The following is a 14,388-nucleotide window of genomic DNA, read 5'->3' on the forward strand; positions in this document are numbered from 1 at the left end:
ACTGATATGATTAAATATAGTATCCGTGGTGAAAACCTAGAAGTAACTGAAGCAATTCGTGATTATGTAGTTTCTAAACTCGAAAAAATCGAAAAGTATTTCCAAGAAGGACAAGAATTAGATGCGCGTGTGAATTTGAAAGTATACCGCGGAAAAACCGCTAAAGTTGAAGTAACAATTCCACTCGGCTCTATTACTCTTCGTGCAGAAGATGTTTCTCAAGATATGTATGGATCAATTGATTTGGTAACAGATAAGATTGAACGTCAAATTCGTAAAAATAAAACAAAAATTGAACGTAAGAACAGAAACAAAGTTTCTACTAGCCAATTGTTTACAGATGCCGTGGTAGAAGAGACAGATGTTGCTCAACCTAAGGTTGTTCGTTCAAAACAAATTGATTTAAAACCAATGGACCTCGAAGAAGCGCTTCTTCAGATGGACTTATTGGGTCATGACTTCTTTATTTACATTGATGTTGAAGATGAAACAACTAATGTTATTTATCGACGAGAAGATGGAGATATTGGTCTTCTTGAAGTGAAAGAATCATAATCAACAGTTTGGTTGGTCTAAAAAGGTGGTTTACACTAGTGTAAACCACCTTTTGTGTTGATGGTGCTACATACGGGTACAAGTGCTATTCCTTCTTTAAAGGTCGCTTTTTAAGTACAAATATGGTATAATAATGTGCAAGAGGTTTGTAATGAAAAAAAATGAAATGAATCCCTTTTTTATATACCTATTAGTTGTGATTACCTTTTTAATCATGACTATAGTGGTTGTTTTTCTTCAAAATAATCTAGTCACAATTGTATGCTTATTTTTATTGATGATTGCTTTTCTATTGCTTTTTTATTTCCAAAAGAAATGCTATCAAAAAACAGAAATAGAACAAATTCAGTACATAAACCATCAGGCAGAGGATAGTTTAAGTTTACTTTTAGAACAGATGCCTGTTGGAGTTGTGAAACTAAACATGGAAAGCAGTGAGATTGAATGGTTCAATCCTTATGCGGAGTTAATGCTGACAACGGAAGATGGAGAAATCAACCATTCTCAAGTTCAAGAAATCTTTAAAACGGCGATATCTTCGCCTGGTATCTATGCTAATGTGGGAGAGAAACGTTATGCGGTGCACCTAGATAATAAATCTGGTGTGCTCTACTTTTTTGATGTTTCTGGAGAGTACGAAGCTACAGTAGAATTGGTTACTAGTCGTCCGGTCATTGGAGTTATCTCCATTGATAATTATGATGATTTAGAAGATGAAACATCTGATTCAGATATTAGTCATATCAATAGTTTTGTTGCAAATTTTGTCGCAAAATTTACTGGAAAATATCAGATGTTCTCTCGTAGAGTGACCATGGATCGTTTTTACCTGTTTACTGACTATACGGTATTGGAACAATTGATGCAGGACAAATTTTCTGTAATTGATACCTTCCGTGAAGAAGCTAAACAGAGAGATTTACCATTGACCATGAGTATGGGATTATCATACGGTGATGGAGATCATGAGGGTATTGGTAAGGTTGCCTTATCAAATCTCAACCTTGCAGAAGTACGTGGTGGAGACCAAGTCGTTGTAAAAGAAAATGACGAAACGAAGAATCCAATTTATTTTGGTGGTGGTTCTGCTGCCTCCATTAAGCGTACAAGAACACGTACTAGAGCGATGATGACGGCGATCTCTGAGAAATTGAGGAGTGTTGATCGTGTATTCGTTGTTGGCCATAAAAACTTAGACATGGATGCTCTAGGTTCCGCGGTTGGTATGCAATTATTCGCTAGTAACATCTTGGATGAAAGTTATGTAGTCTACGATGCTGAACAAATGTCTCCGGACATTCATCGAGCCATTCAATTTCTAGAGAATGAGGGGGTTACAAAACTCCTCCCTCTAAATCAAGCTATGGGAATGGTCACTAATCGTTCCTTGCTAGTGATGGTGGACCATTCTAAGACGGCTTTGACCTTGTCAAAAGAGTTTTATGATTTATTTACACAAACCATTATTATTGACCACCACAGACGAGATCAGGATTTTCCAGAAAATGCTGTTATTACCTATATTGAGAGTGGAGCTAGTAGCGCGAGCGAGCTTGTAACAGAGTTGCTTCAATTCCAAAATTCTAAGAAGTCACGCTTAAGTCGTATGCAAGCTAGTGTGCTGATGGGTGGTATGATGCTGGATACTAAGAATTTCACGTCTCGTGTGACTAGTCGAACCTTTGACGTGGCAAGTTATCTAAGAACACGTGGTAGTGATAGTGTTGTCATCCAGGAACTTGCAGCGACTGACTTTGAAGAGTATCGATTGGTGAATGAACTAATTTTACAAGGGCAGGCTGTACAACCTTCGATTCTTGTGGCTCAGGCCAAGGATGGTAAGGAGTATGATACTGTAGTGATTAGTAAAGCAGCTGACACTATGCTGGCTATGTCAGGGATTGAGGCTAGCTTTGTCATTGCAAAGAACAGCCAAGGGGATATTTCCATTTCTGCACGAAGTCGAAGTAAGATCAATGTGCAACGGATTATGGAAGAATTGGGTGGCGGAGGCCACTTCAACTTGGCAGCTGCCCGACTTACAGATATGAGTCTACAAGAAGCAGGTGATAGACTAAAAACCGTTATTTTTAATGAAATTCGAGAAAAGGAGACAGAAGAATGAAAGTAATCTTTTTAGCAGATGTAAAAGGTAAAGGGAAAAAAGGCGAAATCAAGGAAGTACCAACAGGCTATGCGCAAAACTTTTTGATTAAAAAAAATCTTGCTAAAGAAGCGACAACTCAAGCTATTGGGGAGTTGCGTGGTAAACAAAAATCTGAAGAAAAAGCGCATGCTCAACTTCTTGCAGAAGCACAAGAAATCAAGGAAAAACTTGAAGCTGAAGAAACAATCGTTGAGTTTGTTGAAAAAGTTGGTCCAGATGGACGAACTTTTGGTTCAATTACTAGCAAGAAAATTGCAGAAGAACTTCAAAAGCAATTTGGAATCAAAATTGATAAACGTCATATCCAAGTTCAGTCTCCAATTCGAGCAGTAGGCTTAATTGATGTTCCTGTAAAAATTTATCAGGATGTAACTAGTGTTATCAATCTTCGTGTAATAGAAGGCTAGTCAAGGTTTGAATAAAGTTTTTGTAAAAGGAAGGAAAGTCTGATGGCAGAAGTAGAGGAACTACGAGTTCAGCCCCAGGATATTTTGGCAGAACAATCTGTATTGGGAGCTATATTTATCGATGAGAGTAAACTCGTATTTGTTCGAGAATATATTGACTCTCGAGACTTCTTTAAGTATGCTCACCGTTTGATTTTTCAGGCCATGGTTGATTTGTCAGATCGTGGCGAAGCCATTGATGCAACAACTGTTCGTACGATTTTAGATAATCAAGGTGATTTACAAAATATTGGCGGGCTATCCTACCTTGTTGAGATTATCAACTCTGTACCGACCTCTGCTAACGCTGAGTATTATGCAAAGATTGTAGCAGAGAAGGCTACGTTACGCCGTTTGATTGCCAAGTTAACTGAATCGGTAAACCAGGCTTACGAAGCTTCTAACCCTGTAGATGAAATTATTGCGAGTGCAGAAAAAGGCTTGATTGATGTTAGTGAGAATGCTAATCGGAACGGTTTTAGAAGTATTCGAGATGTTTTGAACGTTAACTTTGGGAATTTAGAAGCTCGTTCACAACAAACTTCGGATATTACAGGGCTTGCAACTGGTTATCAAGATTTGGATCATATGACAACTGGATTGCACGAGGAGGAGTTGATTATTCTTGCTGCTCGTCCCGCGGTAGGGAAGACTGCTTTTGCCTTGAATATTGCCCAAAATATTGGAACTAAGTTAGACAAGACGGTTGCCATTTTCTCTCTTGAGATGGGGGCTGAGAGTCTAGTCGACCGTATGCTAGCTGCTGAAGGTCTGGTGGAGTCTCATTCAATCCGAACAGGTCAACTAACAGAAGAGGAATGGCGTAAATATACCATTGCTCAAGGAAACCTCGCTAACGCTAGTATTTATATTGACGATACTCCAGGGATTCGAATTACAGAGATTCGGTCACGCGCACGTAAGCTGTCCCAGGAAACTGGCAATTTAGGTCTGATTTTAATTGACTACCTGCAGCTAATCACCGGGACAGGTCGTGAAAATCGTCAACAAGAAGTTTCTGAAATTTCACGTCAGTTGAAAATCTTAGCAAAGGAACTCAAGGTACCTGTGATTGCCCTTAGTCAGTTGTCACGTAGTGTAGAACAACGTCAAGATAAGAGGCCTGTATTGTCAGATATTCGTGAGTCTGGATCTATCGAGCAAGATGCAGATATTGTAGCTTTTCTCTATCGTGATGACTATTATGACCGTGGCGGAGAAGAAGAGGGAAATCTTCCTAAGAATAAAGTGGAAGTTATTATCGAGAAAAACCGTAGTGGTGCACGTGGAACGGTAGAATTGATTTTCCAAAAAGAGTATAATAAATTTTCAAGTATTTCAAGGAGAGAGGAACAAAGATGACAGATGCATTTACAGATGTGGCCAAGATGAAAAAAATCAAGGAAGAAATCAAGGCGCATGAAGGAAAAGTTGTGGAGATGACCTTAGAAAATGGTCGTAAACGCCAAAAGAATCGTTTGGGAAGACTCATTGAAGTTTATCCATCGCTCTTTATCGTTGAATTTGGGAATATTGAGGGGGACAAACAAGCGAATGTTTATGTTGAATCCTTCACGTATTCAGATATTTTAACAGAAAAGAATTTGATTCACTATTTGGATTAAGATTGAAAGTGGGAATTATTCTCACTTTTTTCTTTTTCTTTCGAATAAGATAAGTGAGGCCAACCTCAGAAATTTATCTATTCGAAGGAGAATAAATGACATTTAGTAAAAAGAAAACTTTTCTTAAGAGAACGACAGTGGGAACAGCTTCACTATTGCTAGCAGGTACTTTACTGTTTGGCGGAGGCACTGTTCATGCCAATCAGGGAAACAATGGATCATTGGCGCGTGGAGATGATTATCCCTATTATTATAAAAATGGAAATCAGGAAATTGATAAGTGGCGTCTATACTCTAGACAATGTACATCTTTCGCTGCTTTTCGATTAAGTGGCGTAAATGGATTTGAACTACCTGCTGCTTATGGGCATGCTAAGGAATGGGGTTACCGAGCTCAAAGAGAAGGATATCGTGTGGATCAGAAGCCAGCGATTGGATCTATTGCATGGAGCACAAGGGGATCGTATGGTCACGTAGCTTGGGTTTCTAACGTGATTGGAGACATGGTTGAAATTGAGGAGTACAATTACGATTATACAGAAACGTATCATCGTAGAACAGTAAAAGCAAGTTCTATGACTGGTTTCATTCATTTTAAAGATGTGGGGAATACTAGCGTTGAGAATTATCAATCGACACCAGCTTCTAGTGGGACTCATTACTTTACAGAAAAAGCCGCTATTATGGATCAGCCATCGTTGACATCTACTGTTATCGATTACTATGAGCCTGGAATGAGTGTTCATTATGATCAAACTCTTGAAAAGGATGGGTATAAATGGATTAGCTATATCTCACGAAGTGGGAATAGACGCTATATCCCGTTAACCAAAACTGCAATCTCTAAGAATGGATGGGAAAAACAGGGAACAACTTGGTACTACTATGAAAATGGGAAAGTGGCTCTTGGTTGGAAACAGATAAACGGAAATTGGTACTATTTCCAGACAAATGGGTCAATGAGAACAGGTTGGCTAAAAGACGGTTCCAAGTGGTATTACTTAAAATCGTCTGGAGAAATGCAGACAGGCTGGTTAATGGATAATGGGACGTGGTACTATCTTGAAAGTTCAGGAGCCATGAAGGCTAGTCAGTGGTTCCAGGTTTCAGTGAAATACTACTATGTGAATGCATCGGGAGCCTTAGCAGTCAATACGACTATCGATGGTTTCCAAGTCGACAGCAACGGAGCACGAGTAGAATAATCATCCCAATAAGCGTTCCCTGATAATCTAACTCTTAGCAATGGTATTTTTCCCTGCTTTCCTTTATAATGGGTGTATGGACAAGAAAAAATTATTATTGATTGACGGTTCTTCAGTTGCATTTCGGGCATTTTTTGCACTTTATCAGCAACTGGATCGTTTTAAAAATGCCAATGGACTCCATACTAATGCAATTTATGGATTTCAATTGATGTTAAGCCATTTGTTGGAGCGGATAGAGCCAAGTCATATTTTGGTTGCTTTTGATGCAGGGAAGACAACTTTCCGTACAGAAATGTATGCGGACTACAAGGGGGGACGTGCTAAGACTCCAGATGAGTTTCGTGAGCAATTTCCCTTCATTCGTGAGTTGCTGGACCATCTAGGCATTCGTCACTATGAATTGGCTCAGTATGAAGCAGATGACATTATCGGGACATTGGATAAGCTGGCAGAACAGGCTGGTTTTGATATTACGATTGTTAGTGGAGACAAAGACTTAATCCAGTTGACAGATAAGCATACGGTTGTTGAGATTTCTAAAAAAGGTGTAGCTGAGTTTGAGGCTTTTACTCCAGAATACCTCATGGAAAAGATGGGAATCACACCGGCTCAGTTTATTGATCTTAAGGCCCTTATGGGGGATAAGTCTGATAATATCCCTGGCGTGACCAAGATTGGTGAAAAGACTGGGATTAAACTCTTGTTAGAACACGGATCGCTTGAAGGCATTTATGAAAATATCGATAGTATGAAGGCTTCCAAGATGAAGGAAAATCTTGTCAATGACAAGGAACAGGCCTTCCTGTCTAAAACACTAGCTACCATCGACACGAAAGCGCCAATCGAGATAGGTCTAGATGATTTGGTCTATAATGGACCAAATGTGGAAAACCTTGGAAAATTCTACGATGAGATGGGTTTCAAACAGCTCAAACAAGCTCTAAATATTTCGTCAACGGATGCGTCAGAGAGCTTGAATTTCACTATTGTTGACCAAGTCAGTCAAGACATGCTGAGTGCCGACTCTATCTTCCACTTTGAACTTTTTGGTGAAAATTACCATACAGATGATTTGGTTGGTTTTGCTTGGTCATGTGGGGATAAACTTTACGCTACAGACAAACTTGAGCTCTTGCAGGAGCCGATTCTCAAGGATTTTCTAGAAAAAACACCTCTGAAAGTGTATGACTTTAAGAAAGCTAAAGTTCTCTTAAATCGCTTGGGCTTGAACCTGCAGGCTCCTGCTTTTGACAGTCGCTTGGCCAAATACCTTCTCTCTACTGTAGAGAATAATGAAATTTCAACCATTGCTAGTCTCTACGGTCAAACATACTTGGTCGATGATGAGACTTTCTACGGTAAGGGTGTCAAGAAGGCAATTCCTGAACGTGAGAAATTCTTGGAGCATTTGGCTCGTAAGCTTGCTGTTTTAGTTGAAACTGAGCCTGTTTTACTTGAAAAATTAAGTGAAAACGGACAATTAGACCTTCTCTATGAGATGGAGCAGCCTCTGGCTTTTGTTCTTGCTAAAATGGAAATCGCTGGGATTAAAGTTAAAAAAGAGACCCTACTTGAAATGCAGGCTGGAAATGAGCTTGTCATTGAAAAGCTAACTCAAGAGATTTATGAATTGGCTGGTGAGGAGTTTAACATCAACTCGCCTAAACAACTTGGCGAATTACTTTTTGAAAAACTAGGTCTCCCTCTCGAATACACCAAGAAAACCAAGACCGGTTACTCAACAGCAGTGGATGTGTTAGAGCGCCTAGCTCCTATTGCCCCAATTGTTAAGAAAATCCTCGATTACCGTCAGATTGCTAAGATTCAATCGACTTATGTGATTGGTTTGCAGGATTGGATTTTAGCGGATGGCAAGATTCACACGCGCTATGTGCAGGATTTGACTCAGACAGGGCGCCTGTCTAGTGTGGATCCAAACTTGCAAAATATTCCTGTTCGCTTGGAACAAGGTCGCCTCATTCGTAAGGCTTTCGTGCCAGAGTGGGAGGAAAGTGTCCTTCTCAGCTCTGACTATTCACAGATTGAGTTGCGAGTTTTGGCGCATATCTCTAAAGATGAACACTTGATCAAAGCCTTCCAAGAAGGAGCGGATATCCATACCTCGACAGCCATGCGGGTCTTTGGAATTGAACGTCCTGAGGATGTGACTCCGAATGATCGGCGCAATGCCAAGGCTGTAAACTTCGGAGTGGTTTACGGAATTTCAGACTTTGGTTTATCCAATAATCTAGGCATCAGCCGTAAAGAGGCTAAAGCCTACATCGATACCTACTTTGAACGCTTCCCAGGTATTAAAAACTACATGGATGAAGTGGTACGTGAAGCGCGTGATAAGGGTTATGTAGAGACTCTCTTCAAACGTCGTCGTGAGTTGCCAGATATCAATTCGCGTAACTTTAACATTCGTGGTTTTGCAGAGCGTACAGCTATCAACTCCCCTATTCAAGGATCGGCTGCAGATATTCTCAAAATCGCTATGATACAACTGGATAAAGCATTGGTAGAGGGTGGTTATCAGACTAAGATGCTGTTACAAGTACACGATGAAATTGTTCTCGAAGTGCCTAAGTCAGAATTAGCGGCTATCAAAAAACTGGTCAAACAAACCATGGAAGAAGCCATTCAACTCAGTGTGCCACTGATTGCTGATGAGAATGAAGGTGTGACTTGGTACGAAGCTAAATAGAAAATAGACTATTAGACAAAAAGAAATCCCCTTTGAATAATATTGTTCAAGGGGATTTTTCTATTAGGGAAAGACAAAAGTGAAACTATCTAGCTAACAGGTAGAAACTAAAGGCCGAAATTGTAAAAGTGTTATTCACAACCTGTGTATAACTAGCTAATAAAAAAATGAAACTCTAGTAATAGCTTTTTTTGAAGGGCGCAATAAATTTAAGAACTACATGAGAGAAATAAGCTCGTATAAATCTTGATAAAACAAAGGATCTTGCTTTTTTTCTATTTTAAATTATAGAGAGTCATAATGGAAAGACTATCTGAATAAGTTTGAGAATCATTTTCAAAAAATTGAAAGTTATTCACAATTTGTGGAAAACTTTGATAAGATTTTATAAGACAGTTACTAAAGGTTCCTTCTCCACCCGTTCATTAGCTAAATTTAGAAATGTTACCTGAAAGTTAAAATAATGTGTAAATATATGGTGAAAATTTACAAATATGTTCTTTTTTGCTAGAATGAGGTAAAGAAAGGGGATTATTATGAGTAATATTGATGAACACTCTACTAATGAAGAATTGGTAGAAAAAGAGGAGTTGCAGTCTCCGGAAGTAACAGAAGAGACCGTAAAGGAAGAAGTGCAACCGTCAGAAACACCAGAACCTTCTGTTGAGAAAGAAGAAGCACCATCTTCTGCTGAAGCCTCTAAGCCTGTAGCAGAGGAATCAGCAAAAGAGACAGTGACCGCACCTACAGTTACTAAAGGTTTTGATGTAAATGAACTTGTGGAAAAAGCAAAAGATTTGTTCCAGAAGAAAAAAATTGCTGTTATCGGCGCTCTCGCAGCAGTAGCTGTTCTTATCGTTGCACTTGTTGGATTTAAGATATATAATTCTCAACCTAAGAGTCTGTTAAATGTTGTTCAGGTACAGTTTTCAGGCTATGAGGAATCTGGAACATTGACCTATAATAGTGAGGATGTTGCAGCTAAGCTTCAAGAAATAGCTTATAAGAAAGCCGGCTTTAGCTCCAAACAAGCAGAAGGGTTGGCACAGAAAGATCCTGTTACTTTTTCAGAAGTTACTAGAGATCCAAAATTAGCTACTAAATATAGCAAGGCAGACGCTTTGATTAGAAGCGTTCAATATAGTTTTGATAAAACAAGTGGCTTAAAAAATGGAGACGAGGTTACTTTTAGTGTCGTTACCACTTCTAAGAGTGCACCAGTTAAGGCTGAAAAGAAAACCTTTAAAGTTGAAAATCTTAAAGAATATGAAAAAGTTTCAGCTGCTGATTTGTTGACTGAAACACCTGTAACATTCGCTGGACTTAACGGTTATGGTACAGTTTCAATTGCTAAGAATTCTAAGAACGAAACATACTTTGAGTTTGAAAATGGTGAACGTCCAAAAAATTTGAAAAATGGTGACAAAGTCACTTTGAAAGTGAATGAAGCTTATATCAATTCTTTGAAATCAGCTGGTAAAATGGTAGATTCTAAGACTGTAGAAGTGACAGTTGAAGGTCTAAAAGACTTGAAAGATGTGAAGAATTTTGCTGATTTGTTGAAGAAGAATGAAGACTTCAGTAAGTCAGAACACAAAAATGATTCATATAACACTTATACTCTGGAACCACAAGGAAGCTACTTGAAAGTTATCCCTGGGGAAGATAAAAAATCAAGTGCGAAAATTTCATTAATCACTGTCTATAAAGTAACAAAGGCAAGCTCTGGATTTTCAAATTCAACAACAGTTCGTTACAAATATTTTGGATATGACGCATTTCTGTTGAAGGATGGGAACTTGGATTTGAATACTGCTTCGAAAGTATCTGACAGTTGGGGAACCCAAGACTACGAAGGCTTGAAATCAGAATTGTTGACGAAGGGATATAAAGAATTCGATAACAAAAAAGACGATAAGAAAAGTGAATAAAAAGTTGGGCTTACCCAACTTTTTTCCTTTAACAATATCGTAGCAACCTTGCCGTTTATGACAACTTTTCTTCATCGAATATTTATCTGAAACAAGATCTGAAAATGGGTCTTGTTTTTTATTTTTCGGTCAAATAAATTGCATTCGCTTTCTTGGGGGAGTATACTGGTATAGTTGAATGAAAAATTCTGATAATTTAATCTTAGAAAAGAGAAGCAAATGTCAAAAGATATTCGAGTTTTACTTTACTATAAATATGTCCCAATTGAGAACGCGGAACAATTTGCTGCAGACCACTTGGCTTTCTGTAAGTCTATTGGCCTCAAGGGCCGTATCCTAGTCGCAGACGAAGGAATCAACGGAACTGTTTCTGGTGACTACGAAACAACGCAAAAATACATGGACTACGTCCACAGCCTTCCAGGTATGGAAGACCTCTGGTTCAAGATTGACGAAGAAAGTGAGCAAGCCTTCAAGAAGATGTTTGTTCGCTACAAAAAGGAAATCGTTCACCTTGGTTTAGAGGATGATAACTTTGACAACGACATCAATCCTCTTGAAACAACAGGTGCTTACTTGTCACCAAAAGAATTTAAAGAAGCCCTCCTAGATGAAGATACAGTGGTCCTTGATACTCGTAATGACTATGAGTACGACCTTGGACACTTCCGTGGGGCTATCCGTCCTGACATCCGCAATTTCCGTGAATTACCACAATGGGTTCGTGATAACAAGGAAAAATTCATGGATAAACGTGTTGTAGTTTACTGTACAGGTGGAGTCCGTTGTGAGAAGTTCTCTGGCTGGATGGTTCGTGAAGGCTACAAAGATGTCGGTCAATTGCATGGAGGAATTGCGACTTACGGGAAAGATCCAGAAGTTCAAGGTGAACTTTGGGATGGAAAAATGTACGTCTTTGACGAACGTATTGCAGTCGATGTCAACCATGTCAATCCAACCATTGTAGGGAAAGATTGGTTTGATGGGACACCATGTGAACGTTATGTCAACTGTGGCAATCCTTTCTGTAACCGCCGTATCTTGACGTCAGAAGAGAATGAAGACAAGTACCTCCGTGGTTGCTCGCACGAGTGCCGTGTTCATCCACGCAATCGTTACGTTTTAGAGCATGAATTGACGCAGGATCAAGTCATCGAGCGTCTAGCAGCGATTGGTGAGAACCTAGATCATTCTGAAGTTGTATAAAAGTAACAACAGTCCTTATGGACTGTTTTTTCTTAGTCAAAGTGTATTAGAGCTTGAAAAAATAAGAAAATAATTGAAAAAATGTGGAAAATACAGAGAAAGTTTGACAAGAAGAGAAAAAATGTCTAAAATATAAGAAAACATAAAGAGGAGATTATTATGTCAAACTTTACAGACTCATTCTTGTCAGCAAACACTGCAAACTTCCCATCAGAACAACTTCCATCACTCCGTGAGCGCTTGGCGCAACTAGACGATTCACAAGCCAACCAAGTTATTGCAGCTGCAGACGTTAAAAACCCTACAACAGCTTTGATCCTTTCTATCTTCTTAGGTGGATTTGGAGTTGACCGTTTTTACATCGGTCATACTGGTCTAGGAATTGGGAAGTTATTGGTTACTTTGCTTTTACCTATCGTTACATTGGGAATTTCGCTTTTCTTTAGTTGGATTTGGATTGTTGTTGACTGGTTCCTTATCATGAACGCTACAAAAGCGGCAAACCTTGAGGCTATCAACACTGCTCTTGCTACAATGACAGCTGCTCCAGCGACTGCAAAAGTTGTTGAAGAAAAAGTAGAAGTTTCTGAAGAACCAACAGAAACTACGGAAGATTAAGTATATTTATCTTTTGCATATGAAAGAATCCTGTCAAGAATTGACAGGATTTTTTTAGAGAAGACTGCTAACAAAAGAGATGTAAGTGAAAGGAAGTATGACAGAGGAAGTGAAATCTAGTCATAGTTGGCGGTGACCATAGAGAAGGCTTGACAAAGATGTGAAAAATCTCTAAAATATAAGAAAACATGAAGAGGAGATTATGATGTCAAACTTTACAGATTCGTTCTTGTCAGCAAATACTGGGAGCTTTCCATCTGAGCAACTTCCTTCACTTCGTCAGCGTTTAAGTCAACTAGATGAGTCACAAGCAAATCAAGTTATCGCTACTGCAAACATCAAAAACCCTACAACAGCTTTGATTCTTTCAATCTTCTTAGGAACTCTTGGTGTTGATCGTTTTTACATTGGTCACGTTGGATTGGGCGTTGCAAAACTGCTTTTGGCATGGTTGACTTTTGGAATTTGGACCATTATCGATTGGTTCCTAATCATCAATGCCACCAAGAAAGCAAACTTGGCAGCTCTTAATAACGCCCTTGCTACAATGACAGTATCTTCAGCAAACGAAGGATAAGTAGATTAACGTTTAAAGATAAGTAGTGTTATAAAACCCGGGAGAAAAGTCCCGCTCACTACTTATCTTTTTTTGACAATAATAAAGCAAATGATTAACATTGTTAATAATATGACTCGTCTGACATCTGAGCAAAAGAAGATGACTATACAGGTCTTTTTCAAGTTATTTAATGCTCAGTTTGATGTTTTCAAGAGTTATCTTCCAAAGCCCATTCAGAAGGTCGAAGGTAAAGTGGAACATTTTGCCAAAAGTGCATTTTCAAATATTACAGGAGTTTTCAAAAAATCTAAACGGAAAGGCAAATAGTTCTTGTGTGAAATTTCAAGACCGCTCCTATGGCCTTGGCGCAAGATATAAAATCCCAGCTATTTAAGAATAGCTGGGACTTTTTTTATAAGTAGGCAAGGATTCGGAGATAGTCGAAAACAAGAGCCATTTCTGCGAGGAAGAAGAGAAATAGGATACTACCGTTGACTAGGAAAGCTAAGAGAAGGCGATAAAAGGGATCAGTTTGACTATCCTTGCTAGGCCTTGAAATGATGTAGAGATTAGCCAAGAGAGTCAGACCAATGCTAATCAAGCAAAGCAATACTGCAAATCGTAGACCATTAAAAAGAGCGAAGAAGCTAGCAATACCTGTCAAGAGAACTGGGATAGCCAAGAGTCTGCTATGTGTTTGAAAGGCTCTTTCCAATGTCCAATCACTGTCCTGGTCGACAAAACGTTTGACTACAAATCCACCCATGAGGATAGAGAAGAAGAACAAACTTGTTGCTACCAGGATGGAAAAGATGGAAAAGAGATTTAGTGAAGGGAAATGCTGGAGAGCTTTAGAGTCGATGGCTGCCATATGGCCGTAGTAGACTTGCTTGGCGTGATAAACTGTAAAGAGGAAACTCGTGGCAGAAAAGATAGTTAGGAGCGCAAAGGCAGTATAACTATGTTTTTTATCTGTATCAAATCTTGCTGTCGGTTCTTTAAGAGCACTTTGTAGCCAAATCCAAAAGTCAGCTAATTCTTCTTTGAAGATTTCAAATGCTGCTTTTGTAGGTACAGAGTCTGGTAAAAACGGACTTTCTAAAGACTTGCTGGTATGAGGAGCTTCTTTAACAGGAACTTCTGACTGGTCTGTCTTTGCCACGAGTTCTTCTTGTTCTTCAGCTTCCACTTTTTCCAGGTTAGTTTCCTGTTCTTCTTGATTGGCTTGAAGATTTTCCTCAACTACTGGAGACTCTTCCTTTGTATCTGGATTTTCTTCAAGAAGAACTGAGTCGGATGGACTATCTTTTTTATCATTGTTGGTTGTTTTTTCGAAATCAGCACTTTCAAACCATTCTTGAGTCAT

12 protein-coding genes are annotated in these 14,388 nt (G+C 39.0%); 11 read left to right on the forward strand and 1 reads right to left on the reverse strand.

Going from position 1 to position 14,388, the window contains the following annotated elements; all coding sequences use genetic code 11:
* Window positions 1-6 precede the first annotated feature (6 nt).
* The 11 genes from hpf to HMPREF3237_RS01530 all read left to right on the forward strand — a co-directional run bounded on the left by hpf (window position 7) and on the right by HMPREF3237_RS01530 (window position 13,040).
* Window positions 7-555: a ribosome hibernation-promoting factor, HPF/YfiA family gene (gene hpf / locus HMPREF3237_RS01480; RefSeq protein WP_006144626.1), complete on the forward strand. Its 549-nt coding sequence runs from the start codon at window positions 7-9 to the stop codon at window positions 553-555.
* 214 nt (window positions 556-769) lie between these two features.
* Window positions 770-2,680, forward strand: coding sequence for a GGDEF domain-containing protein (locus HMPREF3237_RS01485; protein WP_373879052.1), 1,911 nt, complete (start codon window positions 770-772; stop codon window positions 2,678-2,680).
* Window positions 2,677-3,129 (forward strand): 50S ribosomal protein L9, encoded by a 453-nt coding sequence (rplI, locus tag HMPREF3237_RS01490; protein ID WP_006144630.1) that lies wholly within the window; start codon window positions 2,677-2,679, stop codon window positions 3,127-3,129. Before HMPREF3237_RS01485 ends, rplI begins: the two co-directional genes overlap by 4 nt.
* A 42-nt stretch (window positions 3,130-3,171) precedes the next feature.
* Window positions 3,172-4,530 (forward strand): replicative DNA helicase, encoded by a 1,359-nt coding sequence (gene dnaB / locus HMPREF3237_RS01495; RefSeq protein ID WP_070888606.1) that lies wholly within the window; start codon window positions 3,172-3,174, stop codon window positions 4,528-4,530.
* Window positions 4,527-4,793, forward strand: coding sequence for a Veg family protein (locus HMPREF3237_RS01500; protein WP_006144632.1), 267 nt, complete (start codon window positions 4,527-4,529; stop codon window positions 4,791-4,793). Before dnaB ends, HMPREF3237_RS01500 begins: the two co-directional genes overlap by 4 nt.
* Window positions 4,794-4,888: 95 nt before the next feature.
* Window positions 4,889-5,998 (forward strand): N-acetylmuramoyl-L-alanine amidase family protein, encoded by a 1,110-nt coding sequence (locus HMPREF3237_RS01505; protein ID WP_070888607.1) that lies wholly within the window; start codon window positions 4,889-4,891, stop codon window positions 5,996-5,998.
* 76 nt (window positions 5,999-6,074) lie between these two features.
* Window positions 6,075-8,708: a DNA polymerase I gene (polA, locus tag HMPREF3237_RS01510; protein ID WP_070888608.1), complete on the forward strand. Its 2,634-nt coding sequence runs from the start codon at window positions 6,075-6,077 to the stop codon at window positions 8,706-8,708.
* Window positions 8,709-9,244: 536 nt separating this feature from the next.
* Window positions 9,245-10,639 carry a hypothetical protein gene (locus HMPREF3237_RS01515; protein ID WP_070888609.1) on the forward strand — a complete coding sequence of 465 codons (1,395 nt, stop codon included), beginning with the start codon at window positions 9,245-9,247 and terminating at the stop codon, window positions 10,637-10,639.
* A 219-nt stretch (window positions 10,640-10,858) separates the two neighbouring features.
* Window positions 10,859-11,845 (forward strand): oxygen-dependent tRNA uridine(34) hydroxylase TrhO, encoded by a 987-nt coding sequence (locus tag HMPREF3237_RS01520; RefSeq protein WP_070888610.1) that lies wholly within the window; start codon window positions 10,859-10,861, stop codon window positions 11,843-11,845.
* Window positions 11,846-12,004: 159 nt separating this feature from the next.
* Window positions 12,005-12,463: a TM2 domain-containing protein gene (locus tag HMPREF3237_RS01525; protein WP_006144637.1), complete on the forward strand. Its 459-nt coding sequence runs from the start codon at window positions 12,005-12,007 to the stop codon at window positions 12,461-12,463.
* A 205-nt stretch (window positions 12,464-12,668) separates the two neighbouring features.
* Window positions 12,669-13,040 carry a TM2 domain-containing protein gene (locus tag HMPREF3237_RS01530; protein ID WP_070888611.1) on the forward strand — a complete coding sequence of 124 codons (372 nt, stop codon included), beginning with the start codon at window positions 12,669-12,671 and terminating at the stop codon, window positions 13,038-13,040.
* A gap of 394 nt (window positions 13,041-13,434) precedes the next feature.
* Here HMPREF3237_RS01530 and HMPREF3237_RS01535 read toward each other — a convergent pair whose 3' ends face one another.
* A complete protein-coding gene (locus HMPREF3237_RS01535) occupies window positions 13,435-14,388 on the reverse strand; it encodes a DUF6574 domain-containing protein (RefSeq protein ID WP_070888612.1) in 954 nt (317 codons plus the stop codon).

Origin of the sequence: Streptococcus sp. HMSC34B10 (genome assembly GCF_001839505.1) — a bacterium.
Lineage (GTDB): Bacteria > Bacillota > Bacilli > Lactobacillales > Streptococcaceae > Streptococcus > Streptococcus peroris.

Bases quoted from the DNA above. Each gene is read 5' to 3' on its own strand.
- polA (WP_070888608.1), top strand. From the start codon at position 6,075: ATGGACAAGAAAAAATTATTATTGATTGACGGTTCTTCAGTTGCATTT.
- hpf (WP_006144626.1), top strand. From the start codon at position 7: ATGATTAAATATAGTATCCGTGGTGAAAACCTAGAAGTAACTGAAGCA.
- dnaB (WP_070888606.1), top strand. From the start codon at position 3,172: ATGGCAGAAGTAGAGGAACTACGAGTTCAGCCCCAGGATATTTTGGCA.
- HMPREF3237_RS01530 (WP_070888611.1), top strand. From the start codon at position 12,669: ATGTCAAACTTTACAGATTCGTTCTTGTCAGCAAATACTGGGAGCTTT.
- HMPREF3237_RS01520 (WP_070888610.1), top strand. From the start codon at position 10,859: ATGTCAAAAGATATTCGAGTTTTACTTTACTATAAATATGTCCCAATT.
- HMPREF3237_RS01485 (WP_373879052.1), top strand. From the start codon at position 770: ATGACTATAGTGGTTGTTTTTCTTCAAAATAATCTAGTCACAATTGTA.
- HMPREF3237_RS01525 (WP_006144637.1), top strand. From the start codon at position 12,005: ATGTCAAACTTTACAGACTCATTCTTGTCAGCAAACACTGCAAACTTC.
- HMPREF3237_RS01535 (WP_070888612.1), bottom strand. From the start codon at position 14,388: ATGACTCAAGAATGGTTTGAAAGTGCTGATTTCGAAAAAACAACCAAC.
- HMPREF3237_RS01515 (WP_070888609.1), top strand. From the start codon at position 9,245: ATGAGTAATATTGATGAACACTCTACTAATGAAGAATTGGTAGAAAAA.
- rplI (WP_006144630.1), top strand. From the start codon at position 2,677: ATGAAAGTAATCTTTTTAGCAGATGTAAAAGGTAAAGGGAAAAAAGGC.
- HMPREF3237_RS01505 (WP_070888607.1), top strand. From the start codon at position 4,889: ATGACATTTAGTAAAAAGAAAACTTTTCTTAAGAGAACGACAGTGGGA.
- HMPREF3237_RS01500 (WP_006144632.1), top strand. From the start codon at position 4,527: ATGACAGATGCATTTACAGATGTGGCCAAGATGAAAAAAATCAAGGAA.